The organism is Corynebacterium sp. HMSC059E07 (assembly GCF_001814395.1).
In the GTDB taxonomy this organism is placed as follows: Bacteria; Actinomycetota; Actinomycetes; order Mycobacteriales; family Mycobacteriaceae; genus Corynebacterium; species Corynebacterium hesseae.
On sequence record NZ_KV816275.1, the window covers coordinates 47,402 to 73,063 of the forward strand.

Consider the following 25,662-nt stretch of genomic DNA (forward strand, 5'->3'; position numbering starts at 1 on the left):
ACAATCCTCGGGTCAGAGGATAGAGTGTTCCTATGAAAAAGTTTCCTTTACTCGCCGCATCCGCTGCACTTCTCATCACAACGCTGTCCGTGCCCGCCGCCAACGCCGAGCTGACCCAGACTGAGCGGGATCAGTTCCGCACCGATCCCGTCGGGGCAGTTGCATGGCAGGCCATCAAAGGCTCCTCAGAGTACGTGCGCGCCGATGGCAACACCATGATGGCCGCATCCTTCTTCTCCATGACTATGCCGGGGCAGAGCATCGGCATGCCTGCTCTTGAGAATTGTGCAGAGCGCGTCGGCTCCTCCGCGCCGGAGGGCGGCGTGCGCTACGTGGCGGCGGCTTTGTGTGCCACCTTTGATCCGAATGCCCGCGGCGAGGTGCAGCGCGGCGACTTTGGCTACGGGCCACTGGGCTAAGCCGCGCTGTGGTCAGCCGCGCGACGCCCCGTAGCGCGTAGGATCGGATGCTGTCTTAAGGAGGATTGATGCGCAAGCACGTGGTGATCATGGGAGTCTCGAGCTGCGGCAAATCGACGGTCGGGGAGTTGCTGGCGCAGCGCACCGGCCTTCCCTTCCGGGATGGGGACGATATGCACCCGGCGGCGAACATCGAGAAGATGGCCTCGGGGCAGGCGCTTGACGACGATGACCGGAAACCCTGGCTCGAATCCATCGGCCGCTTTCTCGCCGAACAAGAGTCCGGGGCCATCGTGGGCTGTTCCGCGCTCAAGCATTCCTACCGCGACATCATCCGCGCCGCAGCACCCGATACGGTCTTCATCCACCTGCACGGCTCCTATGAATTGCTCAAGGAGCGCATGAGCCGGCGAACCGGACACTTCATGCCGGTGTCCCTGCTTGATTCGCAGTTCGAGACTCTAGAGGAACTTCGGCCGGAGGAGGCAGGCATCGTGCTGGATGTCAGCGCCACCCCGGAGGAGCTGGCCGCCGCGGCGGCCGAGTACCTGCAGGCCTAGAACAGCGCGGCGGCGCCGTAGAAGATAAGGACGATGCCGAAGCCAATCGAGGAAATCAGCGCCTGATTGACGGTCCACGTCCTCAGGGTGGTGGACACGTCCATGCCCATGAGACGGCCAACGAGCCAGAAGCCCGAGTCATTGACATGGCTGCCAAAGACGGAGCCGGCTGCGGTGGCGAGCGTGATGAGGACCAACTGGATTTCGCTGAAGCCGCCAGCCTCCACGGCAGGCACCATGAGCGCGGCGGCCGTCGTCAGCGCAACGGTGGCCGAGCCTTGCGCCAGACGCAGGGCTACCGCGATGAGGTAGCAGGCCAGGATGACAGGGACGCCGAGGTTAGACATGGAGTCCGCCAGCGCATCACCGATACCGCTGGTGCGCAGCACCCCACCGAACATGCCGCCCGCACCGGTGATGAGGACGACGGAACAGATCGGTCCGAGCGAAGACTCCACGGTCTTCTCAATTGCGCTCTTGCCCTCCCCGCGGCGCAGGCCCAGCACGGCCATCGCTGCCAGAGTGGTAATCAACAGCGCGATGGGTGTTTGGCCCAAGAAGACGAAGAAGCGCACCCACGTGGCGGAAGGATCAACAACACCAGCGGTGCCCAGCGTGGTCAACCCGGTATTGCCGAAGATGAGGATCATGGGGATGAGCAGGATGCCAATTACTGAGGCCGGGGAGGCCGGGCGATCCGGGAGTTCGGCATCGCTGACCAAGGCGCCGGTGATGGCTTCCTCGAGGCGGTAGGGATACTTCTTTCCCAGGTGGAGCCCGAAACGGTAGCTGGAGAGATACCACGTGGGCAGCGCAACGAGGAGGCCGAAGATGAGTATGAGGCCGATGTCCGCGCTGAAGAACTCACCGGCCGCGACAGGACCCGGGTGCGGTGGCACGAAGACGTGCATGACAGAGAAGGCGCCGGCGGCGGGGATGCCGTAGGCCAGAACTGGGCCGTCCAGGCGCCTAGCGACGGCAAAGATGACCGGCAGCATCACCATGAGCCCCGCGTCGAAGAAGATGGGGAAGCCCATGATGAGGGAGGCCACGCCGAGTGCTAGGGGCGCTTTGTTTTCGCCGAAGAGTTTCACGAGGGCGTCGGCAAGCGTTTTAGCACCGCCGGAAGTTTCTACCAGACGCCCGATCATGGCGCCCAACCCCACCAGCAAGGCTACGGAACCCAACGTTGAGCCGAAGCCGCTCGTCATGGTGGGAACCACACCATCCAGCGGGATGCCAGCGGCCAAGGCGGTGAGCGCGGAGACCGTGACGAGGGTGACGAAGGCGTGCACCTTGAAGTAGATGACGAGGACGAGGATGACGGCGATGGCCGCAACCGCAATCCCTAACAGTGGTCCGGTGCCCAGCGTGGGCTCCCAAGTATCCATGACATTCATGAATGTTGATTTTACTTCTGCAGCCTGCGGTGATCTAGGGGTTACACCCCGAGCGCTGGGCCAACCGTGGCCCAGCTGATGGCCAGCTCGCGCCGGAACAGCCCCCATGTGTGGCGCCCCGCGGGAAGCTCGTAATAGTCAAGGTCTACGCCAGCTGCGGTGGCCTGCTTGGCGTAATAAGAGCTGCACCAATAATCCAAACGCTCGTTGAGGCCCAGCGCGGGAAGTGGTGAGTCCTCGATGTCGACGTCAAAATCGGCCGGGCCGCCGCGGGAGACGATGACGAAAGTCTTTCGGCCGCGTTGCTGATCGAGGTTGAGAACCGGCGAATGTTGCGCCCACGCCGGATCCCACGGCGCGCCGAAGGAGCGAGCCGGGTCAGTGCCGTAGAACGCAGCACTTGCCCACGCAAAGGACTGCGCGAGAACACCTGTGGTCGAGGGGCAACCGGAGAAGGAACCAGACACTTTGAAGCGCGGATCGAACGTGGCTAGCTCCAATGCGGGGCCGCCGGAGTTGCTTAGACCCGCGATTCCGTCGCGGCCGTTGCCGTGGAACTCGGCGTCGATAAGCTGCGGGAGTTCCTTTGTCAGATAGGTGGCCCACTTGTATTTTCCGTGGGTGTCATGAGGCTGCGCCCAGTCGGACATCATCGATCCATATGCGCCACGCGGGGAAATGACATTGACATGCTTGTCACGGAAGAACTCGGAGGCCCCTCCGCCGTCCCACCACAGTGCGTCCTCGCCACCGCCGGCACCACCCAGTAGGTAGTAGCTCGGGCGGGGCTGCGTGTTCTCCAATCCTCCTGGAGGAAGAATGATGTCGTTGGTGATGACACGGTCCATGGCCGGTGAATAGGCTTTTAGCTCCCACACGTTGTCCTGGACGTGACGCAGTCCGCGCAGTTGTGCCGGGGCTGCCGTCGCCGGTGGGCGCGTAGCGTCTGGTGCCAACACCGGGACTTTCAATTGCTGAAGCACCTGTGCCCAGGCGGCGAAAATGTTGTCGGCGAAGAGTAGAGGTGCCAGCGGTCCCAGGGCGATAGGATCGAGGGCGCTGGAGTGCTGATCGATGTTGGCGGCATCGCTGCTCATCGTATCCAGTGCTTGTGCGTGTGCCGGCTGAGCGAGGGCGGGGGAGATGATCAACCCCGCCGAGAGAATGCCCGCAAGTGCGGAGCGAAAGAATTTCATTAGTTCACAATAGCCAACTAACCCTGCAGCGCAGAACTTCCCCGGCGTTAACGAAGGCGGGGCAGCGGGAGAGCTGCGGGACAGTTGGTGGAAGCGGATTAAGGGCATAAAGAAACCCCGACCGCTTTCATCAAGCGGTCGGGGTCCTCTCACTCTCTCACTGCCGGACTAAGCGCCGGCGGGCTGTGCACACTCTCTGCAGTGGGCGAGGGGTGTTCCTTAGAACAGGCCCTCAGCCTTCTTGCCGGTGTCCTTCACGGTGATCTCGCGGGAGTCAACGTTCTGGTCGTTGTCGGTGGAGTTGTCGCCCTTCAGGCGGGAAATCTGGGTGACCTCGATGTAGTTCTTCAGGCGGCCTTCCTTGGTGTTGCCGTCGCCGAAGTCCAGGTTGGCAACACGAGCGGACTCGCCAGCGTTAATCGGGTTGGCCAGGGTGACCTCGAAGGAGCGGGTCGAGGACTTCTCGTCGAAGCCCAGGTCACGGATGTGAGCACCGTTGGAGGAACGCGGGGTGATGAGGCGGTCAACGCCCTTCGGGCCCTCAGCGGTCTTCACATCAACGCGGTACTGGACAGCCGGGAAGTCGCCGTAGTAGCGCTCGGAACCGACGTTCTCCAGGCGGAGAGCAACGGTGCCAGCGTAACCAGCGTGCTTAGCGCCGGAGGTGGTCAGAACCGGCTTCAGGTCCAGCTTCTGCTTAGCCTCGTCGGTCTTGCCGTTCTCGACGTCCTCCTGGACCTTCTTGTCGGCTTCCTCTTCCTTCTTGCCCTCAGCCTCGGACACGGCCTTCTCCTCCGGAGCGACCTCGTTGTCCTTGATGACCTCAGCGTCAGCCTCCGGGGACTTCTCCTCCTCAACAACCTTCGGGTCGTTGACGTCGGTGGTGTTCTGAGCGTCCTTGTTCGGAGCGTAGGAATCAGCGATGTCGTCGTACAGCTTGACGCGAACCTCGTTCTTCATCGGCTGCATTGCAGACCAGAAGGTCGGGGTGGACCAGGTGCCGTTCGGCTTGCAGTACTGCTGGGTACCGGTCATGTTCAGAACGCGGAAGCCGTAGGTAGCCTCACCGGTGTGGTTCGGCGGAACGTCGTACGGGCCGATGGACTGGCCAGCTTCCCAAGACAGAGAGTAGGAAGCGGAAGCGCCGAGCTTGGTGGCAATCTGGTGGGAGACGCCGAAGGAACCTTCAGCACCCTTGCCGGAGCCCTTGCCGCCCATGTTCATGGAGGTGGTCTCGGTGCGGTCACCGTTGACGGACAGGGTGATGGACTGGGACTTGGACAGGTTCTGCTGCAGCGGAATGTCCTTCTTGGTCTGGTTGGTGGTGGAGATGGTGCCAGCCGGCATGAAGTTGTCGGTCACCTTGTAGACCACGGTGCGGTGGTCCTCCCACGGGTTACATACCGGACGCGGGTTGAGGACGTTGGCCTTCATGTGGTCGGAACCGTGGGAAGTGTGAACGATGGGGAGCTTGGCGTTGACAGCCGGGGTCTCCGGGTAGGACTCGGTGTGGGTTGCTGCGGATGCAGCCGGTGCGATGAGGGCGGTGCCTGCAATCGCGAGGCCGGCGATGAAGCCGGCGGTACGACGACGCTGGGTCATTGTTGTTCTCCTGGATGAAAGTTTGGGGCAATGCGGTGACGCACTGTGGTGGCGCTGTGTTCGCGCTGTCATGCCCAGTGCGTGACGTGTTGCAACAATAAGGCGCTTTTCAGGATCACGCACCCCTTGAATTGTTTATATTTTTAAATGCAGAAATACATTTCGATCGGGTGGCCCCGGGTGAACAATTGACTAAGAAATTTGCGCCGACCTTGGTTTTGTCTAACTAGACCGTATTCTGGGAAAACGTCTCTTTGACCGTTCGTGCACAAACTAAAGAATGACCCCATTAGGGGGAGTGAAAGGGTGTTTGTGGGTTCGTGTCACGCGCAATTTCAGCCTCTGTGGTCTAAGGAGCAGACCCCAACCGACCACCGTTTGCTTAAGTAATTCTTAAAAACGGCGCGTTAGTCTTCTTCGATCTCTGGGTCTTCCGCGCGTGCCTGTTCGAAGACCTCAGCCGCCGCGCGCAGGTTGATGGTGCCGATGATGAGGCCGACCACGATGTCTGGCCAGGGGCTCGCCCACGCCAGCATCACAAGACCAGCGCCGAGGATAAGAATGTTGGCGGCGACGTCATTGCGTGCGGCCAACCACGCCCCACGCGTGAGCGCACCTCCGTGTCGCAATTGCACCAGCAGCACCGCGCAGAGCAAGTTGATGAGCATGGCGAAAATGGCCGTGCCGGAAAGTGTGAGTGGCTCAGGAACGGCGCCGCTGATGATCTTCCATATCGCCATGCCATAGGACGCCACCGCGGGGATCAGGATGAGCCCGGCTAGGCCATAGCTTGCTTTGCGACGCCCCTCCACCGACCAGCGCAGCGCTAAGAGCACGAGCGCGTTGATGAGAAAGTCCTCGAGGAAGTCGGCGGCGTCAGCGAAGAGTGAGGCTGAGCCGATGATGCAGGCGATGACGAATTCGACGAAGAAACCGGCGAGATTCAGCGCGGCCACCCAGGCGACAACCCGCCGGGCGCGTGCGTTCAGGGTGGAGGAGGAGAGATCGTGAGACACGGTACCTGAGCTTAATGGGCTTGAGTGCCGTGTCCCAACTTGTTTTTCTTATGAACTGTTTCGGGCTAGTCGACGATGGTGACGACGTCTTCGCGGCGGTGCTTCTCGCCGGCGAAACCGCCGAAGGCTGTGATTAAGGCAGTGACAGCCAAGATGATGATTCCCGGTGTAGAACTGGGGGTCTCATTGGATGCGTTCAATGCAGTGGCGAGGAAAGGGAGCAGGCCCGATACTGCCGACGCGATGTTGGCGGAGATAGCCACGCCGGAATAGCGGACGTTCGCAGGGAAGACCTCCGAGAGGAGGACGCCCGACACCGAATAGGTGATGGTGACTAGGGACAGTCCAATGCAGACGGCAAGCGTGAGGAGAACGGCATTGCCGGTATCGATCATCGCCCACAGCGGCCACGCCATGATGGCGGTGGCGAGCGCGCCGTATCCAATAACTCGACCGGGGCCAATCTTCTCACCGATGCGGCCGAAGATGATGTTGATAAAAATCTGGCACACGGCACCGAGGAGGGTGGCGTTTACGACGGTCTGGCGTTCGAAGTCCAGCGTGGTCGTGGCGTAGGAGAGGACATAGGTGCTCATGACGAAGAATCCGCCGATGCCCAGGAAAGCGGCTGCGGAGGCTAGGCACAGCTGTGAGAAATGCTCAGTGAAGAGCTCTTTTAGTGAGCCCTGGTGTGCGGCCTCGTCTGCTTCTGCCTCCTCTTCAAGGGCCTTGTAAACAGGAGATTCTTCAGCCTTCGTGCGAATCCACAGTGCTACCGCTAGGAAAGGAAAGGCGATGAGGAAAGGCACACGCCAACCCCAGGAACTCACTGTGGCATCGTCCAGCATGAGTACAAGCGCGAAGGCTCCGGAAGAAAGCAGCGTGCCGGCGGGGGAGCCGATCTGCACGAAAGCGGCATAGCGACCGCGCTTCTCGGCTGGGGCGTGCTCGATGGCCATGGTTGTTGCGCCGCCCCATTCGCCGCCGACGGCAATGCCCTGAAGCAGGCGCAGGATGACCAATGTGATGGGCGCCCAGATGCCAATGCTGTCAAAAGTGGGAAGCAAGCCGATGACGCCGGTGGCCACGCCGATGACGACGATGGAGATAATGAGGGCCGGTCGGCGGCCCATCCTGTCGCCGATTTGACCGAAAATGACCGCGCCGAGTGGGCGTGCCAGGAAGCCCACTCCGAAGGTGGCGAAGGATGCCAGGGTTGCGCCGGTGCCTGACATTCCCGAGAAGAAGAGATCGTTGAAGACAAGCGCGGCTGCGGTACCGAAGAGGAAGAAGTCGTACCACTCGAGGGCTGTACCGACGAACGCGGAACTGGCGATGCGGAAGACGTCCTTTGACTCGACTTGGATTTCCTCGCTGCCGGATTGGGCCGGGTTGGAAGGGGGTGCGTGGGTAGTCATATCGAAATGCTCCTTATGTGAAACGCATTACCTTTCTAGGAAACATTAGGTGCACGTCACCTTCCGGTGAATGGTTTGAAGAGTTTTCTATGCATCGACCCATCTACAGAGAGGGAACCTTGTTCCTCTGCACAAGAGCTATCGCTCGGTCCGGTGCAACGCCAGCAATGCTCGCGCGGCGTCTTTCGGCTGCGTGATGTCGAGTCCCGTGAGTTCCGTGACCTGGCGCAGGCGGTTGAGCACCGTGTTGCGGTGGCAGTGCAGCGCCTCGGCGGAGTCCTTGATGGAGCCGCAATCCAGGTAGGTGGTGATGGTTTGGTAGAGCGGCGCGTTGGCAAGGCGTAGCTCGGTGATGGCTTGCGTGAGCTCCGTGATGCCGCTGGCTGGGAAGTCTGCAATGGCATCGCCGGCGACGGCCCAGAGGGCGTCGGGCGCTTCGGTTAAGTTGTCCAGCGGGCCGGTGGCATCGAAGATGCGCGGCGCTTGCTGCGCCGCCGCGCGAACTCCAGCTAAGCCGATGACGTCGCGGAAAAGTATGCCCGAGATCTCCGTGAGCTCTGCGCCGGTGTCCAGTGTGGGATGCTCGCTGTTCCTTTGGTCTCTAGGCCAGAAGGCAACGAACATCCCACGCGCGCCATGGCCGAAGGCTTCGCCGGAGGAGATGGGTTCGTCGAGAAACGCGCGCATCTCCACCGCAGCGGTGGGGTGGGCCACCGCGACGTCGAAGTGGCAATCTGCATCCAGGTTGAGCGCGCGGGTGATTTCCGCGATGCCGAGCGCACCCAGGGATTCGGTGGCGAAGAGCCTCTCCAAGTGTCGGGCGTGGGCGCGGTGTACGTCGTGCTGACCGCGAGCCTCCTCCAAGCGGTAGGCATCGCGCACCACCAGGTTGTACATCGTCACAACGGAGTGCACCTGCGCCACGTGGTCGATGAGTGCCTCCTGATCCGCGCCGGCGGCCCGGCGCAGGTGTTCCCAGAGGACGGTGAAGTCGAGCTGGATGGCGTCGATCAGCGTGGCTAGCTCCACCCCCTGGTGCGCGCGCCGCCGGCCCAAACTCTGGGCGTGGGTGCGCAGTTCCTCCTCATCCATCGCCCCAACCAGCACGTCCGTGATGCGCGCGAAAACCTCGAAGGCGGTCAGGCGCAGCTCGTCCTCGCTCACCAAGGAATCGCCGTAGCGCCCCGAGCGGGAAAAGGCGGCGAGGAAATCCTCAACCAAGCGGGGGATGGTGCCATGGACCTTCGCGACGATATCGTGCCAGCGCTTCTCGTGCATGTGCACAACGCTACACGTTGGGCGCTGGTGAATTGCCCTCTATGTCGAGATGCGCATCACTGCTGCGTTTAGCATGTGGGGACTAGCACAGCACGCGTCGCGTGTATTTTGTCGGAGAAACAGGAGAACTCAGGAGGACGCATGATCACACGCATCGACAACGCCCACATCCTGACCCAGGATCCCGCGCGGCCGGTTGCGGATTCGGTGGCTTTTGCCAACGGGCGCATCCTCGCGGTGGGGGAGGCTGCCCGCGCCCTGCCCGCCGACGAGACGTGGGATGCCGGCGGGCGCACGCTCACTCCTGGCTTTAACGATGTGCATTCCCACACCGTGTGGTTTGGCCAGACGCTGCTCGAGGTGGATCTTTCCGAGGTCACAACTCCTGATGAGGTCTACGCCGCCGTGCGAGCCGCCGACCCGAACCCCGACGGTTGGGTGGTGGCCTCCGGATTCCGTCCCTCCGGGCTGGATGCCCCGGTGGAGATAGAGCAGCTCGACCACGCTACTGGTGGCGCTCCGCTGTTGATCAAGCACAACTCCGGCCACGCCTACACGGTCAACACCGCGGCCCTGCGCGCGGCGGGCGTCGATCCCACCAACCCACCGAAGGTGGAAGGCGGCGAGTTCGTCCGCGATGCCGATGGGCACTGCACGGGGCTGCTCGATGAAAACGCCATGCGCGCCATCCAAGAGGTGACGCTGCCGGAATCCGGCGAGGAAATCGGCCGTGCCTTGGAGCTGGCCACGCGCCGCTACCTCGAGCGCGGTCTGACCTCCGTCACGGATGCCGGGGTGGCCGGCGGCTGGATCGGGCACAGCCCGCGCGAGATCGCCGCCTATCAAAACGCCACCCTGCACACCCGCATGCAGGTGATGGTGACCATGGACGTGCTCCACGAGATTCCCGGCCACGCCTCCGACGGTCCCGGTTGGGGACTCGACGGCGGCCTGCGCACCGGCTTCGGTGACGAGTGGCTGCAGGTCGGCCCCGTCAAGATCTTCAGCGATGGCTCCCTGCTGGGGACCACCGCCGCGCTGAGCGAGAACTACGCCTGCTGCTCCCACCACGGCTACTTCCAGGGCGATCCTGAGCAGATGCGAACACGTGCGCTGCAGGCGGCGAATTCCGGCTGGTCCTTGGCCATTCATGCCATCGGCGATGCGGCAGTGGATTTTGCGATTGAGACGCTGGAGGAGGCCGTCGACAAGCATGGCGCGCCAGCGATGCCGCACCGCATCGAGCACGGCGGCGTGGTGCGCCCCGATCAGATCGAGCGTCTGCGCGGCAAGCCCATCGTGGTGGTGCCGCAGCCGCTGTTCATCCCGGCTTTCGGTGATGCGATGGCGGAGTCCCTCGGTCCGGAGCGCACCGCGTGGAGCTACCCGGGCAAGCGGCTTCTCGACGCCTCCCTCATCCTCCCCGGCAGTTCCGATCAACCAGTGGCGCCCGGCGTGCCGCTGGAGGTCATGCAGGCATTCGTAGAGCGTCGCACCGCCTCGGGCCGGGACTATGGGCCTAAGGATCGTCTGACCCCAGCCGAGGCTCTCTACGCCTATACCGCCGGCTCGGCCGCGGCGACTGGTTGGGCCGGGCGCAAGGGGCAGGTGATGCCGGGGCAGCTGGCGGATTTCGTGCTGCTTTCCCAGGACCCTCTGAACACTGATGACCTATCCACCATCGACGTGGCCGCCACCATCGTGGGCGGCGAGCTGCGCTACGGAAGCTTTTAAGGAGTAGACATGCGAGCAACCACTAACGAACAATTCCTGGCCGATTTCCAGGCCATGTCCGCCAACGGTGCCACTGCGGGCGGAGGCGTGGAGCGGCAGGCTGCCAGTGCCGGCGATAACCTCAACCGCGCCTGGTTCCATGAGGTCCTGGAGTCTCTCGGGGCGCGCGTCATCTACGACGAGATTGGCAACCAGTACGGGCTCTTCGAGCTTGCCCCCGGCGCCGAGTACGTGGGCCTAGGCTCGCACCTGGATTCGCAGCCCTTGGCTGGCCGTTTCGACGGCGCCTATGGCGTGCTGGCCGCAGCCCACGCGGCCGGGCGCGTGGCGCAATCGGGCGCCAAGGCGCGCTATAACCTGGCGGTCATCAACTGGTTCAACGAGGAGGGCTCACGCTTTGCACCCTCCATGATGGGCAGCTCCGTGTTTGTGGGAACGCTGGCGCTTGAGCGCGCCCACTGCGCCACCGACCTTGCCGGCGTCACCGTCGCGCAAGCCCAGGAGGAAGCGGGCTGGTCCCCACGCGGTGAAGCCCCGAAGCTCGCGGCCTATGCGGAGATTCACGTCGAGCAAGGTAAGGAACTTGAGGCCGCCGGCAACACGATTGGTCTGGTCACCGCCACGTGGGGCGCGAAGAAATTCCAGGCGGTGGTCTCCGGTGAGCAGGGCCATACCGGTTCCACTCTCATGGCCGATAGGAAGGATGCGCTCTTCGGTGCCTCCCTCATCATTGCTTCGGTGGAGCGCCTGACCCACGAGTTCGATGAAGGCCAGCTGCAGGCCTCGGTTTCGCAGTTAACACTGGAGCCGAATTCGCCGGTAACCATCGCCCGGGAGGTGCGCTTCAACGTGGATGTGCGCTCGCCCTCCACGGAGGTACTGGACAAGGCCCAAGCGCGCCTGCAGGAGATCATTTCTGCGGCGGAAGAGGAATCACGCACTTCGGTTGAGCTGACCCCGACGCACGAGTGGGCGCTTAACCCTTACCCGGCCGCCGGCGTGGAATTAGCCCGTGAGGTCGTGCAGGAGCTCGGGTATCCGCACCAAGAGATTTACACGGTGGCCGGGCATGACTCGACCAACCTGAAAGAGGTGGTGCCGACGGTCATGCTCTTCATCCCGTCCGTCGACGGCATCTCACACAACGAAAAGGAGTTCACCACGGAAGAGGACTGCGTGGCCGGCGTGGACGTGTTGACGCACGTGGCTCAGCGCCTCGTGGAATCCGGGTGCGGCGAGCGCTAGGTTGCTAGCGCGGACGACGCGCTAGTCCTCATCGCTCCACGGTTCATACCCGAAGGCCTTCATCGCGATTTCGAATCCGCGCTTCATTGCTTTTAGTTCTTCCTCGCTGTGCTCGTAGGTGCGCAGGCGCACCGGGCCGGTGAGGGGGACGTGGAGCAAGAAGTGCTGGCCTTCCTCGGTGATGCTGCACAGGCGGCGGCGAAGATCTTCCGGATCATCATCGATGGAGATAAGCTCATCGCGCACCAAGCGCTTGACCGCCTGCCCGATGGTGGCGGGCTGCCATCCCAACTCCTTGCGCAGCTGCAGGATGGGGATGGGGCTCTTCTTATCGATGAGCCGGAGAAGCGAAAGATGGGAGCCGGTGATCCCGTATTCGCGGCGCGCTTCCGTATCGAACCGCGCGCGGGCGCGCTCGAAGCGGCGATATTCCGCAATGGTCTCATCGATTAGCTCATTTTTGCTCACGCGATCCAGCGTAAGAGTTGAGGACTCGCGTCCGCAAATGTTTACGTTGACAACCCTAACCAAAGGTGGAGGGATCGATGGGCCGTTGCGAGCGAGGGAGTTTCTCCACCACGAGGCGGTACGAGTCCGTCACGAGTTCGGCCAGCAGCTGCGGGGTGAGCTTGGCGTCGGGATACACGGAAACCCAATGGCGCTTATTCATGTGGTAGCCAGGTGCGATGAAGGAATACTCTCTGCGCAGCGCTTCGCCATCGAGGGGCTCGACCTTGAGGATGGCTTGCTGGGAACCAGTCACGGCGGTGAGAAGTAGGAAGACCTTGCCGCGTACCTTAAAGACGTCCCAGTCCGGCCCGAAGGGGTGTGTCAGCGTGGCGCCGGGAAGCTCCGCAGCGCGTGCGGTGGCGCAGGCATGGAGGTCTAGGGCAGCGGTGCTCATGAGGTCCACACTAGGTGAAAACACCGTTGGGCCCCTTTTTCGATTTCTCGAAGAAAGGGGCCCAACGGCGTCTCTATCAAGTCCCTCCGTGTATCGGCCACTGGCCGCCCTCTGGAGGGTGAGGGGTTCTCTCTCTCGCATGCGCTCTCTCAAACGCACAAGAATGAGTATGGCGGGCGACGCTGGATTCACCATGTGGTCTCCCTGGCAGTTTTCTACTAGTCAAAACCGCCGCTAATCAAAGCGCGCGGGCCGCTTCTCCAGGAAAGCCATGACGCCTTCCTTGTGGCCTGCCGAATCCATCTGTGCGTACTGCGTGGGCTCCTCCCAGGCGAGCTGCTCATCGAGCTGTCCAAGCGCAGTGCGGTTGATGGCTTCCTTGGCCTTGGCCAGGGCGTCACGTGGCGCGATATGCAGGCGTTGGACTAGCTGCAGCGCGGCCTCGAGGGTTTGGCCCTGGGGCGCGCGCTTGGCGACGATCCCAGCCGCCTCCGCTTCGGCGACGCCGAGCTTGTCCTGCAGCAGTGCCAAGGCAAGAGCGCGGTGGCGCCCCACGGAGGCGAGCGCGGTGAGGCTGACACCGCCGTCGGGGATGAGACCAATTTTGCCGAAGGGCAGCGTGAAGTAAGATTGCTCGCCGGCCACGATGAGATCGCAGGCGAAGGCCAGCGATGCCCCAGCGCCGGCGGCTGCGCCTTCGACCGCAGCGATGACGGGAATCTCGGCGGCCTGGATTTCGGTGACGAGCGCGTTGAGCTGCGGCAGCATCGTCGACTCAGCCGGGTTGGGGGTCTCGCCTGACTGCTGCGCTGCAGCCGCAGCCTGTGCCGCCGCCACGATGTCCGCGCCCGCGCAGAAGGCGGTCTCATCACCAGTGATGATGAGGGCGCGGATGGAGGGGTCTTGGGAGGCGTCGGCAAGCGCGGCCGAAAGTGCTTCGCAGTGTTCCTTGGCAATGGCGTTGCGCCGCGCGGAGTTGTTGATTTGGGCGATAAGGGCGGAGCCTTCGCGGCGGGTGAGGATGGCGTCGGTCATGGTTAGTCCTTAACGAGTTCGGTGAGGGAGGAAATGATGCGCTGGGCATCGGCGGAAATGCGGGAGACGATCTCGGAGCACGGGGCGACGTCGTGGATAAGCCCCTGCGAGGTACCACAGGTCCACACGCCCGCATCCAAGTCACCGGTCTCGTAGACCGCGCGGCCGCGCTTGCCGGCAACGAGGTGGCGGATATCGCCGAACTCCGCGCCTTGAGCGAGGCGCTCGGCTACCTCATCGCTCACGGCATTCTTGGCCACGCGGGTGGAATTGCGCAGCTCCCGGAGGATGAGCTGGGTATCCAGCTCGGAGCGCTCCACGATGGCCTGCTTGACGTTCTCGTGCACCGGCGCCTCTGCGGAGGCTACGAAGCGGGTGCCCATGTTGATGCCCTCGGCGCCCAAAGCGAGCGCGGCGGCCAGGCCGCGGCCATCCGCGAAACCGCCCGAGGCGATGATGGGGATATCGAGTTGATCCGCGGCGGCGGGGATGAGGACTAGGCCCGGGATGTCATCCTCGCCAGGGTGGCCAGCGCATTCGAAGCCATCGATGCTGACGATGTCCACGCCTACCTTTTGCGCGCTGAGCGCGTGGCGCACGGAGGTGCACTTGTGGATGACGGTGATACCCGCGTCCTTGAAGGCCGGCATGTGCTCCTTGGGATTGTTGCCGGCGGTTTCGGCGATCTTTACGCCTTCTTCGATGATGACGTCGCGGTACTCCGCATAGGGCGGCGGGGTAATCGCCGGCAGCATGGTGAGGTTGACGCCGAAGGGCTTGTCTGTGAGCTCGCGGGTGCGGCGGATCTCGTGGCGGAGATCCTCCGGGGTGGGCTGGGTGAGCGCGGTGACGACGCCGAGGCCGCCGGCGTTGGATACAGCGGCGGCGAGCTCGGCGCGGCCGACCCACTGCATGCCGCCTTGGATGATGGGGTGAGTGATGCCGAGCATCTCGGTGACGCGGGTGGAAATCATGAGGGTGGTGCTCCTTTGTGAGTGACTAGCAATTGGAGAGAAGCGGATGGAAGTTTTGGGCGATAGGCAGTGAATGGCTATTCGGAGAAATGAGCGCGCAGGCGCTCGGTGAGGTCCTCGGGGAGGGGGATGGGGCGGCGCGCGGAGACGTCGATAAGCACCAGCGTCGCCGTGGCGAACACGCACGAGGTGCCGTCCTGGATGAGTTCGTGGGCGACCTGGTAGGAGGTGTTGCCGATGCGGGAAATCCAGACCCGCGCCTCGATGGAATCGGTGTAGGTGAGCTCGGCCTCGTACTGCACTTCGAGGGATCGCACCACGTGAGCGTAGGTATCGGTGGCGACGGGTCCGGTCAGTGCGGCGGCTGCGCGGACGCGTGCCTCCTCGAGGAGGGTGACTATCGTGGCGTTGTTGACGTGGGCGTTCGCGTCCTGGTCGGACCACCGCAAAGCGAGGGGCACTGGGATGGCGTTGGCGGGCGCGCGCATTGTTCCTCCTTGGGGGAGCGGGTAGAGTGATGCGTATTACTATACATACGAATTGTGGTTCGTCACTCGAACCGTGAGGAGAATGCAATGATGGATCTGCTGGGAATCGATGCCCTCCTGAGCGAAGAAGAAAAAGCCACGCGTGACCGCGTGGCCGCACTGGTGGATGAGCACATCCGCCCGCACGTGGCGCAGTGGTACGAGGAAGCGGTGCTGCCGGACTCGATCTTCCCGGTGCTGGCGGAGGCTGGTCTGTTCGGGATGCACCTGGAAGGCTACGGCTGCGCCGGGCGCACTGCCGTGGAATACGGGTTGGTCATGCAGGAGCTAGAGGCCGGCGATTCGGGAATTCGCACGGTGGTCTCGGTGCAGGGATCGCTGGCGATGTCGGCCATTTATAAACACGGCTCGGAGGAACAGAAGAAGCAGTGGTTGCCTAAGATGGCCGCGGGTGACGTCATCGGTTGCTTCGGGCTAACGGAGCCGACCGCGGGCTCCGACCCGGCGGGCATGGCGACGGTGGCGCGCTACCGCTCAGGCGAGTGGGTTCTGGATGGCGCGAAGCGCTGGATTGGCCTGGCAAGCGTGGCCGGGGTGGCCATCATCTGGGCCAAGGTGTCCGAGGAGGATGCCTCCGCCGCCGGGGTGGAGGCGGGCGTGCGCGGGTTCATTGTGCCGACATCTACGCCGGGTTTTAGAGCTACCCCAATCACTCGCAAGCTGTCGATGCGCGCTTCCATCCAGTGCGATATTTCGCTGGATGGTGTGGCCGTGCCTGGCGACGCCCTGCTGCCCAAGCACCCTGGCCTCAAGGGGCCGTTCATGTGTCTTAATGAGGCGCGTTTCGGCATTAGCTTTGGCGCTTTGGGCGCTGCGCGCGATTCCTTGGAGGTGGCGCTGAAGTATGCCAAGGAGCGCAAGCAATTCGACCGCTCGTTGGCATCCTTCCAGCTCACGCAGCAAAAGCTGGTCGATATGGCGGTGGAGCTGAACAAGGGGCAGCTGTTGGCGCTCAACCTGGGCCGCGCCAAGGACGCGGGAACGTTGGAGCCTTATCAAATTTCGGTGGGCAAGCTGGCGAACTGCCGCACCGCCATCGAGATTTGCCGCCAAGCCCGCACCATCTTGGGCGGCAACGGCGTCACCGCGGACTACTCGCCGCTGCGGCACGCCGCCAACCTGGAATCGGTGCGCACCTACGAGGGCACCGATGAGATCCACACGCTGATTCTGGGGCGTGTGCTGACGGGGGAGCAGGCGTTTAGCTAAAAGTAGCCCGAAGTCCCTTGATGAAGAGGCTTCGGGCCTAGCTGTGTTTAGTTGGCGATGAAGTACATCTGTTTATTGATGAACTCCTCGATACCAAGTGAACCAAGCTCGCGACCGAAACCTGAACGCTTGACACCACCAAAGGGGAGTTCAGGACCTTCACCAGTTGGTGTATTGACGTTGCTCATGCCAGATTCGATGCGCTCAGCAATTGCTTGGGCTCGCTTGGAGTCTTGAGAGAACACTGCTGCGCCAAGGCCGAAGACATTGTCGTTAGCTATCTCGAGCGCTTCCTCATCAGTCTTAAACTTGTAGACCGTGGCGACCGGTCCAAAGAATTCCTCATAATAGGAATCGCTACCTCGAGGGATATCTGTGATTACTGCAGGGGAGATGTAGGCGCCCTCCTCTGAGAGTTCACCACCCGCCAGTAGCTGGCCTCCAGCAGAAACAGCGCGCTCGATCTGTTCTTTGAGGTTCTCTGCAGCGCTACGGGAAGATAGCGGGGCATACACAGTTTCCCCGGCAGTATCCGGTAGTCCTGGCTCCATTTGTTGCGCAAGATTAACTAGTTCTTGAACAAACTCGTCATAAATGTCTTCTGCGACAATAAGCCGCTTGTTTGAATTGCAGGCTTGGCCGGTGTTGTACATACGCGTACCCCAAGCGAGTTCGGCTGAAGCCTTAACATCATCCGTGTCGAGGATGACATATGGATCTGAACCTCCAAGCTCGAGTACAGCTTTCTTGAGGTGCTGGCCAGCCTGTGCACCAACGATAGCTCCGGCCCGCTCGGATCCGGTAAGAGAAACTCCTTGAACGCGGGGATCTGCGATCAAGGTAGAGATTTGCTCATGGGTAGCAAAAACATTGGTGTACACCCCTGCCGGAAGGCCGGCATCGAGAAAGATCTTTTCGATCGCCAGAGCAGAACGCGGGCAAATCTCCGCGTGTTTAAGGATGATGGTGTTTCCTGCGACAAGGTTGGGTCCTGCAAATCGCGCTACCTGGTAGTACGGGAAGTTCCACGGCATGATGCCGAGCAGAGGCCCGAATGGGCGGCGGCGAATGAATGCCTTACCGTCCGCCTCCGTAGGGATCTCTTGATCCGCGAGAAACTTCTCCGCGTTGTCCGCATAGTACTGGATGATGGCAGATGAGAACTCGGCTTCTTCAACGCCTTCCGGAAGTGGCTTCCCCATCTCTTCAGCAATGATGGCAGCGAGTTCTTCTTTGCGTTCTTCAAAGAGTGAAGCTGCCTTGGCCACAATTTCTGCTCGTTGTGAGACTGGAGTTCCAGACCATTCGGTGAAAGCTACGGAAGAAGCTTCGAGGATTGGCTCAATAGCAGCATCATCGAGAGCATCGAAAGTTTCAATGATCTTGTTGTTGACTGGATTCTGTACACGGTACTGAGACATTTTTCCTCCTAGGAAAAGTTTGGGGTTGTTGTATCTGAACTGGATTCACTACGGCTGATTACTGAGCCCGTGAAGAAATCTGGGTTGCGGAGTCGGGTAATGAACATGAGGATTAATCCGAGCACGAGGATGCTGGCGCCCAGGATGAAGACGATTCCGACCCCTCCAAGAGAAGAACCGGAACCAAAGCTCGGGTCCATGGAGTCATAAGCGGTGATGAAAAACATTAAGAGAAGGAAGCCACCGCCCAGCAACGGGCATAGAAACTTAAACAGGAAGTTCCTTACTGAAGTAAAGAGTTCTTTTCGGAAATACCACAGACAGGCAACTGCTGTGATGCCGTAATAGAAACAAATCATGAGACCAAGAGCAGCAATTGTGTCCCAAAGTGCATTCTCTGAGAGCACTCTTGTTATGGCATAAAAGGCTCCAGAAACGACGGTTGCGACAATCGTTGCGACGGTTGGAGTTTGGAATCGTGGGCTGATTCGAGCCAATTGTGGGGGAAGAGCTTTGTAATAGCTCATCGCCAGAATCGTGCGGGCGGGGCTAACCAGCGTGGATTGCAAGGATGCAAAAGAGCTAGCTAGAACCGAGATATAAATAAGGATGGCAAATGGGCCCATAACCGGGTAAGAAAGCACTGCAAAAATTGATTCCTGATTGTCTGGGTTACCGGCGCCTAGTCCGCTTTCGCCGATGCCCGCCCATGCCATAACGGCTACCGCTGTAAGTACATACAAAATGATCGTGATGACGATGACGACGGTAGCCGCCCGGCCAGGAGTTTTTTCTGGGTTTTTCGTTTCTTCATTCATAGTTAGGGTGACATCCCAGCCCCAGAACATGAAGATGGATAGGGAGATTCCGGCAGCAACCACCGAGAAGTCCTTGATTTCAAATGGGTTGAACCAGCTGAATTGGATGGGGGTGAAATCGAATCCATCTCCGTTGTAAGCCCTCCATAATGCTGCGACATCGAAGGAGACAATTGCGATGATTTGAATTGCAACGAGGATGTATTGCATCTTCTGCGTTGTGTCCATACCTCGATACGCGACCCAAGCTGCAGCAACTAAGAACACAAGTGTGGTTGGAATATTTACCCAGAGGTTGCGTGTGAGTTCAGCGAGCTCTGGTCTACCGGCAAGCTGTGCGATGAGCAGATAGAAGAAGTCAACGGCCACTGCGGCAAGGTTCGATAGGACCAATATCGTGGCGGCGATCAGACCCCAGCCACCCATCCAACCGACCCACGGGCCGAAGGCTTTGGTCGCCCATGTAAAAGTGGTTCCTGAATCAGGAGCACGGTTGTTGAGCTCGCGGTAAGCAAAGGCCACAAGCAGCATGGGGATAAACCCCAGAATGAGAACGGCTGGAACGAAGACGCCCACGGCCGAGATGGCAGGACCGATTCCCGAAGTGAGTGTGTAAGTTGGCGCCAAACAACTAATGCCAATGACGACAGCTCCGAGCAAACCGACTTTGCCGACTGCCAATCCTTTCTCTGAAACTGCTGGTTGTTCACTCATGAGGGAGCACCTCCTTTCAGCGACATGTAGCCCGAAGGGACAACAATGGTTGGAACTGGTAAGTGCTTGAGGATTCGATGAGCAGTTGTGCCAAGGAAGAGCCGACCATCGCCGGCAATACGCGCAGAACCAAGAACTGCCACTTCGCCCTCTTCCCAGCTAAGGTTTCGCAGCGCTGACTGGACACTTGATCCCGAAGTAGTGATGCGTGACGCTTGTCCCTTGGAAACCGCTCCTTCGATTGCCTCTGAGAGTGGGAGCTCAAATCCGTGCCCGGCATCTTCTCCGGAGATCTTCAAAGTAATGATGCGTAATGGAATCTCTCGGCGGTTTGCGCGGTCGAGTCCGATTGCCGCGACATCTGATCGTCCTCGGCGCGGGCCAACAAGGGCAGAAATGCTCGTTATCGGTCCTGGATATGAATAGCCTTGAGGAGCTAGCGCTACTGGTGTTTGTGCTGTGTATAGCAATGAACTTGGTACTGTACCGATGCGGAATCGGTTCAAAAGTCCGCCTGAGCGTGCTCCGACGACGATTAAATCGCACTCAAGTTTTTGCGCGGCATCATTCAAGGCAAGTGCGGGTTCTGTCCCCTCGACGACGTGCCATGTCGCAGAAATGTCAGCGGGAAGACTATTTAACGCACTGGCGAGACGCTGTTCGGTTTGTTCTCGCACAATCGCGTTGTAACCAGGATCTTGAGTCTGAACACCAAAACCTTGAGGACTAACAGGAGGAATAACCGAGACTATCTTCAGGTTGACCTGGCGCTCACGCGCGAGAGCAATTCCTAAATGGAGAGCATCATGACCGTCAGAGGTGTCGATGTATGCGACTAGCAGAGAGCCGTTAGCCCTGCGGCGCGGAAAATCTGTGGGTGGATTCATGAACAGTCACCGCTTATCCCTGCCCAAGAATCTGTTTCGCAACGGCTTCACCGATACGCACCGCGCCGTCGACGTGCTGGTAACCTGCACCAGCGATGTCAGAAGAGGAGTAATAGATAGGGCCGGTTGGTTTGTTCTGAAGATGGCCCCAACGCGATAGTCCACCCAAATCGTATGACGTTGCGTAGGCTCCGCGAGTCCATTCTTCGGCCGCCATATCGGAGAGGAAGAATGCGATTGGCTTCTTCACCTTGTCACCAAGGTAAATGGACATTGCATCGAGGATGCGCTCTTTGCGTTCTTCAGCGGGGAGAGCCCACATCTCTTCGGCGTAAACGTCGGAAACAAAGCCAACCAATGTGCCGAATGCGTCTTCTTTTCCTTCCTCACCGCCTGCGAAGTTTTTGCCGTAATTGGTGTTGTCATAGATTTCGGCAACGAGTCGATCGCCACCGAATGCAGTACCGGACAGTCCCTCTTCACGCCAGAAGGGAGTTTCATAGACTGCATGAACTTTGATGACGAGACCCATGGAAATGTGCTGATGGGCAACATGCTGTTCTCGCGGCAGGGGAGGCACGTAGGAAATGCGATTATAGAGGTTTGGCGGAACCGCAAGGATAGCGTTTTTAGCATGGACAACAGCGCGATCAGAATAGGCAGTTACGGTTCCCGGTCCACCATTGTTGTCCACACCATTGCGGACGTCCGCTTCAACATTGTTGGGGGCGTCTGCCGTAGAAGGATCTGGCGTAGCCCATTCGAGAGTGCGAACAGGTGAACTGAGAATGACGTCATCGCCGAGTTCCTCTGCCATCGTTATGGAAACTGACTGCATGCCGCCGGCAACTCGCTTATCAAGCAAGAAGTTTTCATCAACAAGGTTGTCGAAAGAACCAGCAGATGAAGCCATCAGAGCTGCTTGAAGTACGGAAAAGGTGCGGGAAGGCTTAGTAAGCATTCCAGAGGAAATGTAAAGCGAGATGTTGTCAATTGCCTCAGAATCGTCAGATAGGCTTTCTAACCAGTCACGGAAGGATTGGCTATCGAGTTCTTTGGCTCGTGGGTGCTCCCAAGGGGCGTTAGCGTCGACTTCCTCGGCCAGCTGATTGAGCTCAGCGATCAATCGATTCATCTCGGAGGCGGTTTCCTCTGACGTTGGGAAGGTATCTCCCTCAAATTCGTGGCGCGTGCCGTCTGGGGACACGTAGACTGATTTTCCTTCGCGGTACCGATCAAAAGTCTCGAGTCCGAGCTCTTGGACGAGTTCGGTGAGGCGCGTTTGATCGGGGGAAATCCACTGGCCGCCGATCTCAATGAAGTGTTCAGTACCTTGGTCGTCGAGTACCTTTCCGTTCCAGGTACGGCCGCCCACGCGATTGCGGGCTTCGAGAACGCAGACTGATTTTCCTGCTTTCTTGAGGGTACGGGCAGCCATTAGCCCTGAAGCGCCGGCGCCGATGATTACAACATCGACTGTGCGCTCTTCGGCGTTGGGATTACCATTACGTTGCGTGACCATTGGAGCGTTTCTCCTTCGCGTGCAGTAGGTATGCGGTGAGTGAGACCTTCGTATGGACGATGGTGTTTCAACGTTAAATTAAAGGGTTTAATTTAACGTTGTGACTACAGTAACAAACGCGCGGTAAGAATTGTAGGGATCACAGTGGTAAATGTTTCGCGCCCCAAAGGGCGGCCATTGAAAGCGCTGGTGAACCGGCAAAAAATAGCATCAGCCGCACTGCAAATTGTTGATCGCAAGGGGCTTGAATCCCTATCGATGTCAGCGGTAGCTCGGTCAATGAAGGTTAGTACGGCAGCGCTCTACAATCACATTTCCAACAAAGAAGAACTGCTGGCTCTGGTACAAGATGACATCATTGCAAAGGTCGATACTTCGTCGCTGAAGCACGCCCTTGCAGGGGAACTACCAGCAGCTGATGCGCTTCGGCAATGGGCATGGTCGTATCGGGATATTCTGGCTGATAATATTCCGCTGATTCGCGTAATTACTGAGCTTCCACTTTATGGTTCGCCCCAAACGATTTCGATGTACGAATTGCTCGTCCAAGTAATTGCACTCGCTGGAGTTCCCGAAGCGGAAGTTATTACGAGGCTTGTCGCAGTAGAGTCTTTTGTTTTTGGTTCTGCTTACGACGTTCATGCGCCTTTGAATATTTTTGAATCGCCTGGGCCTGGAGATAGTCCATTGAACAAGATGAATGACATCTACTTGGCTCAATTCCGAGAGCAGTCTTCGGAGGAGAGCGAACAATCTAAACTTCGTGCGGACAAGTCGTTTGAAACTGGTTTGGAAGCCCTGTTGGAACAGTTCCTATCATCAAATGAGGCTTAGATTTGTGACGTCTATTTAGAGAACACAGCCCCACGGATAAAACGGATTCCATCCAGCAGCTTCTCGAATAGCTGACAAAGAAGGATGACGTGCGAAACCCTCCCCTGCAGCTAGGGGTGAACTGCTATTGGGGAGGGAAGCACCTTGGGGAATAAGCTGGTTGAGCTTAGGTCTCGCTAGATTTTGGAGATTCTTTGGATCCTGTGCGGTGGGCGTTCGGATCGATCGGGTGCCCGTCAGCGTCTAGATCATTGAGTTCTGCCAGCTCCGTGAAATCCGCCTGCGCGTCGGCGAAGCCTTCCTCCGGATCGATCTCATCGAAGTTGCGGATGGTGCCGTCGCGCTCGTCCTTGAACATGTCCTTGCCGTAGATGACCAGCACCATAATGATGCCGGCGGCGAATCCCCACGCGGCGCCCTGGGTGGCCAGCACGCCAGCGGTTATGCCTGCGATGCCGAGGTCTTTCTGGTTCTTGGCCTCCATGATGCCCACACGCACGGATACGAAGCCCTGGATGATGAGCGTCAGTGCCAAGCCCACCGGCAGGATAGGCTCAACGAAAGAGGTAATCGGTAGCAGGAGGAGGCCCGTGTTGGTGCCCCAGCGGAAGGAGCCCGCGCCACCGAATATGGTGCGCATGGCGCGCTTGCCCTGCTTGTAGCGCTCAACGATGACCACGTGCATCGCCGCCCACAGTGGACCACACATGGCGATGTCTGGGCCGATGATGGACATCAGCATGTTGCGGCCGCCGAAGAGGAGGTGTGCGCGCGACGGGCTGTAGACCACGGCCTCATCCGTACGGACATGGTCGGCTTCCTTGAGAACGGCGTTGGCTTGCAGGACGTCACCGAAGACGACGATGTAGGCAGCCAACACTGTGGGGATGGCGGTAAGGAACATGTGCGCCGGCGGCAAGCCAACGCCGAAGACCGTGTACTCAGACCACAGCGTGATGAAGTCAGGCTTGGAGAAGCCCCACTCCACGTCCGGCCACGGTGCCTCGCCGGCCAGCGGTGCGACGAAGACCGCGACGAAGATGGCGGGCAGGATGCCTAGCGAAGCCAGGAAGCGCCAGCCGGCGGCCTTCTGCCGCAGTGCCTGGAAGCCGCGCGAATACATGAGGAAGAAGGCCACGGCCACCGCGATGGTGATGGTGATAGGGAAGGAGTGGAAACGTCCGTCTTCTTGAAATACCGAGATAATCGCTGCAATACCGGCACCAAGCACGATACCGGCGCGCAGACCTGAAGGAATGAGGCGAACGACCTTTGACGCCCACCCAGTTATACCCAGTGTTAAGGAGAATATGCCCAGCAAGAGCTGGAAACTGATCAGCGCCCAGATTCGCTGCTCTCCTTCCGGGAAGGTCTGGATGTAGACCGTCAGCAGCGGAATAGCTGGGGTAATCCAGCCCGGGACAACCGGGTCACCCAAGAGGTGGTGGGTCAGGTAGAGAAGGCCGTTGAGCATGACGACGGCCAGTGCCGCCTCATAGGGCATGCCGAGGGCCTCAGTCATCAGGGGGATAGCGCCCAGATCGACCACGCACATGAACAGGCCTTGGGCAAAGTCCGGCCACTCAATGCGGTAGTGCACGAACGGCAAGCGGACATCAAATGGCCCCATTTTCCAGTGGGGCGAAGCTTGACCGATTCCCTGTTCTTCGGGTTCGGCGGCTTCGGTGGTTGCGGCCATGACGGCCTCCTTTCAAAGAAAAGGGACCAAGCCCCACGGGCGCGAACCGCGCAGGGCTTGGTGAGGAAAGGCGAAGTGGTTGAGGTTTAGACGAGTCTTGCTTAGTCGAACTCGATGATCTGGCGCAGTGCCACACCGTCGGACAGGCGGTCCATGGCGGTGTTGATGTCCTCGAGCTTGATGTGGTCGGAGATCAGGGCCTCGGCGTTGAGCTTGCCCTCACGCCACAGCTGCTCGTACTTCGGGATGTCCTTCGACGGAACGGAGGAACCCAGGTAGCAGCCGTGCAGGCGGCGTGCCTCACCGGTCATCACGAGCGGGTCGATGGTGATGGTGGAGCCCGGTGCTGGCAGGCCAACGGTAACGGTCAGGCCACCCGGTGCCGTGACCTTGTAGGCGGTTTCCAGGGCCTTCGGGTGGCCGGCGGCCTCCACGACGGCGGTGAACTTCTTGCCGGACTCTTCAGCTTCCTGCGGGGTCATGGCGGAAGTAGCACCGATTTCGAGGGCCTTTTCGCACTTGTCCTTCTGCATGTCGATGCCCACGATCTCTTTCACGCCGAGCGCAGCGGCGGTGATGATGGCGGCCATGCCCACGCCACCGAGGCCGACGACGGCGATGCTGTCTTCGGGCTTTGGATCGATTTCGTTGAGGATGGCGCCGCCGCCAGTAAGGATGGCGCAGCCGAGAATAGCGGCGATATCCGCCGGGACATCGGAGCCCACCGGCACGACGGAGAGCTCGGAAACCACTGCGTGGGTGGCGAAGCCGGAAACACCGAGGTGGTGCTGGACCATCTCACCATTGCGGGTGAGGTGGCGAGTACCGCGGATGAGGGTGCCCTCGTTGTTGGTCTTGGAGCCGACCTCACAGGGCATCTTGCCGTCGGTCTTGCAGCCGGCGCACTCGCCGCAGCGCGGCAGGAAGGTCATGACCACGTGGTCGCCAACCTTGACGTTGGTCACGCCTGGGCCGATCTTCTCGACGATGCCAGCGGACTCGTGACCCAAAAGCATCGGCAGCGGGCGGGGGCGGTTGTTGTTGACCACGGAGAGGTCGGAGTGACAGAGGCCAGCGGCGGTGATCTTGACCAGGATCTCGCCTTCGCCGGGGGCGGTGAGCTCGAGCTCGCTCACGGTAATTGGCTTGGAATCGGCGTAGGGACGCTCATCGCCGGAGCGCTCCAAGACAGCGCCGCGAATGGTAATCGTGTCAGACATATCTACCTC

The 25,662-nt window shown here is 60.1% G+C and carries 23 protein-coding genes; 6 read left to right on the plus strand and 17 right to left on the minus strand.

Annotation, left to right across the window (positions count from 1 at the left end; all coding sequences use genetic code 11):
- Positions 1–32 precede the first annotated feature (32 nt).
- Together HMPREF2967_RS01555 and HMPREF2967_RS01560 are read left to right on the plus strand one after the other, a co-directional pair.
- Positions 33–419: a hypothetical protein gene (locus HMPREF2967_RS01555; protein ID WP_070684690.1), complete on the plus strand. Its 387-nt coding sequence runs from the start codon at positions 33–35 to the stop codon at positions 417–419.
- 68 nt (positions 420–487) lie between these two features.
- The gene (locus HMPREF2967_RS01560; RefSeq protein ID WP_070523424.1) at positions 488–979 is read left to right on the plus strand and encodes a gluconokinase; all 492 of its coding nucleotides are present in this window, start codon (positions 488–490) and stop codon (positions 977–979) included.
- Here the strand turns inward: HMPREF2967_RS01560 and HMPREF2967_RS01565 are convergent.
- The 6 genes from HMPREF2967_RS01565 to HMPREF2967_RS01590 all read right to left on the minus strand — a co-directional run bounded on the left by HMPREF2967_RS01565 (position 976) and on the right by HMPREF2967_RS01590 (position 8,889).
- Positions 976–2,370: a GntP family permease gene (locus HMPREF2967_RS01565; protein ID WP_070684765.1), complete on the minus strand. Its 1,395-nt coding sequence runs from the start codon at positions 2,368–2,370 to the stop codon at positions 976–978. The two genes, HMPREF2967_RS01560 and HMPREF2967_RS01565, sit on opposite strands and share 4 nt — an antisense overlap.
- Before the next feature lie 50 nt (positions 2,371–2,420).
- Positions 2,421–3,575 (minus strand): alpha/beta hydrolase, encoded by a 1,155-nt coding sequence (locus HMPREF2967_RS01570; RefSeq protein WP_070684692.1) that lies wholly within the window; start codon positions 3,573–3,575, stop codon positions 2,421–2,423.
- A 219-nt stretch (positions 3,576–3,794) separates the two neighbouring features.
- Complete coding sequence (locus tag HMPREF2967_RS01575) at positions 3,795–5,177, minus strand: hypothetical protein (protein WP_070597222.1); 1,383 nt, start codon at positions 5,175–5,177, stop codon at positions 3,795–3,797.
- Positions 5,178–5,584: 407 nt separating this feature from the next.
- Entirely contained in the window at positions 5,585–6,193 is a 609-nt protein-coding gene (locus HMPREF2967_RS01580; protein ID WP_070597224.1) for a cation efflux transmembrane domain-containing protein, read from the minus strand.
- A gap of 65 nt (positions 6,194–6,258) precedes the next feature.
- Positions 6,259–7,611, minus strand: a complete 1,353-nt coding sequence (locus HMPREF2967_RS01585; RefSeq protein WP_070597226.1) for an MFS transporter — start codon at positions 7,609–7,611, stop codon at positions 6,259–6,261.
- Positions 7,612–7,749: 138 nt separating this feature from the next.
- Positions 7,750–8,889, minus strand: a complete 1,140-nt coding sequence (locus HMPREF2967_RS01590; RefSeq protein WP_070684767.1) for a helix-turn-helix domain-containing protein — start codon at positions 8,887–8,889, stop codon at positions 7,750–7,752.
- A gap of 141 nt (positions 8,890–9,030) precedes the next feature.
- On the opposite strand from HMPREF2967_RS01590, the gene HMPREF2967_RS01595 reads away from it, so the two are divergent.
- Both HMPREF2967_RS01595 and HMPREF2967_RS01600 read left to right on the plus strand, forming a co-directional pair.
- On the plus strand, positions 9,031–10,623 hold the full coding sequence (locus HMPREF2967_RS01595; RefSeq protein WP_070684694.1) for an amidohydrolase: 1,593 nt from the start codon (positions 9,031–9,033) through the stop codon (positions 10,621–10,623).
- A 9-nt stretch (positions 10,624–10,632) separates the two neighbouring features.
- Positions 10,633–11,868 carry a M20 family metallo-hydrolase gene (locus HMPREF2967_RS01600; RefSeq protein WP_070684696.1) on the plus strand — a complete coding sequence of 412 codons (1,236 nt, stop codon included), beginning with the start codon at positions 10,633–10,635 and terminating at the stop codon, positions 11,866–11,868.
- Positions 11,869–11,889: 21 nt separating this feature from the next.
- On the opposite strand, the gene HMPREF2967_RS01605 is transcribed toward HMPREF2967_RS01600, so the two are convergent.
- The 5 genes from HMPREF2967_RS01605 to HMPREF2967_RS01625 all read right to left on the minus strand — a co-directional run bounded on the left by HMPREF2967_RS01605 (position 11,890) and on the right by HMPREF2967_RS01625 (position 15,269).
- Positions 11,890–12,336 (minus strand): MarR family winged helix-turn-helix transcriptional regulator, encoded by a 447-nt coding sequence (locus HMPREF2967_RS01605; RefSeq protein ID WP_070523402.1) that lies wholly within the window; start codon positions 12,334–12,336, stop codon positions 11,890–11,892.
- Between the two features lie 55 nt (positions 12,337–12,391).
- Positions 12,392–12,772 carry an MmcQ/YjbR family DNA-binding protein gene (locus tag HMPREF2967_RS01610; protein ID WP_209167619.1) on the minus strand — a complete coding sequence of 127 codons (381 nt, stop codon included), beginning with the start codon at positions 12,770–12,772 and terminating at the stop codon, positions 12,392–12,394.
- A 234-nt stretch (positions 12,773–13,006) separates the two neighbouring features.
- A complete protein-coding gene (locus HMPREF2967_RS01615; RefSeq protein WP_070523396.1) occupies positions 13,007–13,807 on the minus strand; it encodes an enoyl-CoA hydratase-related protein in 801 nt (266 codons plus the stop codon).
- Between the two features lie 2 nt (positions 13,808–13,809).
- The gene (locus HMPREF2967_RS01620; RefSeq protein WP_070523392.1) at positions 13,810–14,781 is read right to left on the minus strand and encodes an NAD(P)H-dependent flavin oxidoreductase; all 972 of its coding nucleotides are present in this window, start codon (positions 14,779–14,781) and stop codon (positions 13,810–13,812) included.
- A gap of 77 nt (positions 14,782–14,858) precedes the next feature.
- Entirely contained in the window at positions 14,859–15,269 is a 411-nt protein-coding gene (locus tag HMPREF2967_RS01625; RefSeq protein ID WP_070523388.1) for an acyl-CoA thioesterase, read from the minus strand.
- A gap of 87 nt (positions 15,270–15,356) precedes the next feature.
- Between HMPREF2967_RS01625 and HMPREF2967_RS01630 the strand changes: the two genes are divergently transcribed.
- Positions 15,357–16,538: an acyl-CoA dehydrogenase family protein gene (locus HMPREF2967_RS01630; protein ID WP_070523385.1), complete on the plus strand. Its 1,182-nt coding sequence runs from the start codon at positions 15,357–15,359 to the stop codon at positions 16,536–16,538.
- Between the two features lie 47 nt (positions 16,539–16,585).
- On the opposite strand, the gene HMPREF2967_RS01635 is transcribed toward HMPREF2967_RS01630, so the two are convergent.
- Genes HMPREF2967_RS01635 through HMPREF2967_RS01645 form a run of 4 tightly spaced genes read right to left on the minus strand, consistent with a single transcriptional unit; the run spans position 16,586 to position 21,900 of the window.
- Complete coding sequence (locus HMPREF2967_RS01635) at positions 16,586–17,959, minus strand: NAD-dependent succinate-semialdehyde dehydrogenase (protein WP_070523382.1); 1,374 nt, start codon at positions 17,957–17,959, stop codon at positions 16,586–16,588.
- Positions 17,960–17,967: 8 nt separating this feature from the next.
- A complete protein-coding gene (locus HMPREF2967_RS01640; protein ID WP_070523379.1) occupies positions 17,968–19,491 on the minus strand; it encodes an APC family permease in 1,524 nt (507 codons plus the stop codon).
- Positions 19,488–20,378, minus strand: coding sequence for a universal stress protein (locus tag HMPREF2967_RS12685; RefSeq protein WP_083299233.1), 891 nt, complete (start codon positions 20,376–20,378; stop codon positions 19,488–19,490). The genes HMPREF2967_RS01640 and HMPREF2967_RS12685 overlap by 4 nt, the downstream gene beginning before the upstream one ends.
- 13 nt (positions 20,379–20,391) lie before the next feature.
- The gene (locus HMPREF2967_RS01645; protein WP_070523376.1) at positions 20,392–21,900 is read right to left on the minus strand and encodes a flavin monoamine oxidase family protein; all 1,509 of its coding nucleotides are present in this window, start codon (positions 21,898–21,900) and stop codon (positions 20,392–20,394) included.
- A 144-nt stretch (positions 21,901–22,044) separates the two neighbouring features.
- On the opposite strand from HMPREF2967_RS01645, the gene HMPREF2967_RS01650 reads away from it, so the two are divergent.
- Positions 22,045–22,734: a TetR/AcrR family transcriptional regulator gene (locus tag HMPREF2967_RS01650; RefSeq protein WP_070684698.1), complete on the plus strand. Its 690-nt coding sequence runs from the start codon at positions 22,045–22,047 to the stop codon at positions 22,732–22,734.
- A 166-nt stretch (positions 22,735–22,900) separates the two neighbouring features.
- Here HMPREF2967_RS01650 and HMPREF2967_RS01655 read toward each other — a convergent pair whose 3' ends face one another.
- Positions 22,901–24,433 carry a permease family protein gene (locus tag HMPREF2967_RS01655; protein ID WP_070530937.1) on the minus strand — a complete coding sequence of 511 codons (1,533 nt, stop codon included), beginning with the start codon at positions 24,431–24,433 and terminating at the stop codon, positions 22,901–22,903.
- Between the two features lie 101 nt (positions 24,434–24,534).
- On the minus strand, positions 24,535–25,653 hold the full coding sequence (locus HMPREF2967_RS01660; RefSeq protein ID WP_070597250.1) for an alcohol dehydrogenase catalytic domain-containing protein: 1,119 nt from the start codon (positions 25,651–25,653) through the stop codon (positions 24,535–24,537).
- Between the last annotated feature and the right edge of the window lie 9 nt (positions 25,654–25,662).

Coding starts and splice junctions, on each gene's coding strand:
- HMPREF2967_RS01555 (WP_070684690.1), top strand. CDS start 33: ATGAAAAAGTTTCCTTTACTCGCCGCATCCGCTGCACTTCTCATCACA.
- HMPREF2967_RS01560 (WP_070523424.1), top strand. CDS start 488: ATGCGCAAGCACGTGGTGATCATGGGAGTCTCGAGCTGCGGCAAATCG.
- HMPREF2967_RS01565 (WP_070684765.1), bottom strand. CDS start 2,370: ATGGATACTTGGGAGCCCACGCTGGGCACCGGACCACTGTTAGGGATT.
- HMPREF2967_RS01570 (WP_070684692.1), bottom strand. CDS start 3,575: ATGAAATTCTTTCGCTCCGCACTTGCGGGCATTCTCTCGGCGGGGTTG.
- HMPREF2967_RS01575 (WP_070597222.1), bottom strand. CDS start 5,177: ATGACCCAGCGTCGTCGTACCGCCGGCTTCATCGCCGGCCTCGCGATT.
- HMPREF2967_RS01585 (WP_070597226.1), bottom strand. CDS start 7,611: ATGACTACCCACGCACCCCCTTCCAACCCGGCCCAATCCGGCAGCGAG.
- HMPREF2967_RS01590 (WP_070684767.1), bottom strand. CDS start 8,889: ATGCACGAGAAGCGCTGGCACGATATCGTCGCGAAGGTCCATGGCACC.
- HMPREF2967_RS01595 (WP_070684694.1), top strand. CDS start 9,031: ATGATCACACGCATCGACAACGCCCACATCCTGACCCAGGATCCCGCG.
- HMPREF2967_RS01600 (WP_070684696.1), top strand. CDS start 10,633: ATGCGAGCAACCACTAACGAACAATTCCTGGCCGATTTCCAGGCCATG.
- HMPREF2967_RS01610 (WP_209167619.1), bottom strand. CDS start 12,772: ATGAGCACCGCTGCCCTAGACCTCCATGCCTGCGCCACCGCACGCGCT.
- HMPREF2967_RS01615 (WP_070523396.1), bottom strand. CDS start 13,807: ATGACCGACGCCATCCTCACCCGCCGCGAAGGCTCCGCCCTTATCGCC.
- HMPREF2967_RS01620 (WP_070523392.1), bottom strand. CDS start 14,781: ATGATTTCCACCCGCGTCACCGAGATGCTCGGCATCACTCACCCCATC.
- HMPREF2967_RS01625 (WP_070523388.1), bottom strand. CDS start 15,269: ATGCGCGCGCCCGCCAACGCCATCCCAGTGCCCCTCGCTTTGCGGTGG.
- HMPREF2967_RS01630 (WP_070523385.1), top strand. CDS start 15,357: ATGATGGATCTGCTGGGAATCGATGCCCTCCTGAGCGAAGAAGAAAAA.
- HMPREF2967_RS01635 (WP_070523382.1), bottom strand. CDS start 17,959: ATGTCTCAGTACCGTGTACAGAATCCAGTCAACAACAAGATCATTGAA.
- HMPREF2967_RS01640 (WP_070523379.1), bottom strand. CDS start 19,491: ATGAGTGAACAACCAGCAGTTTCAGAGAAAGGATTGGCAGTCGGCAAA.
- HMPREF2967_RS12685 (WP_083299233.1), bottom strand. CDS start 20,378: ATGAATCCACCCACAGATTTTCCGCGCCGCAGGGCTAACGGCTCTCTG.
- HMPREF2967_RS01645 (WP_070523376.1), bottom strand. CDS start 21,900: ATGGTCACGCAACGTAATGGTAATCCCAACGCCGAAGAGCGCACAGTC.
- HMPREF2967_RS01655 (WP_070530937.1), bottom strand. CDS start 24,433: ATGGCCGCAACCACCGAAGCCGCCGAACCCGAAGAACAGGGAATCGGT.
- HMPREF2967_RS01660 (WP_070597250.1), bottom strand. CDS start 25,653: ATGTCTGACACGATTACCATTCGCGGCGCTGTCTTGGAGCGCTCCGGC.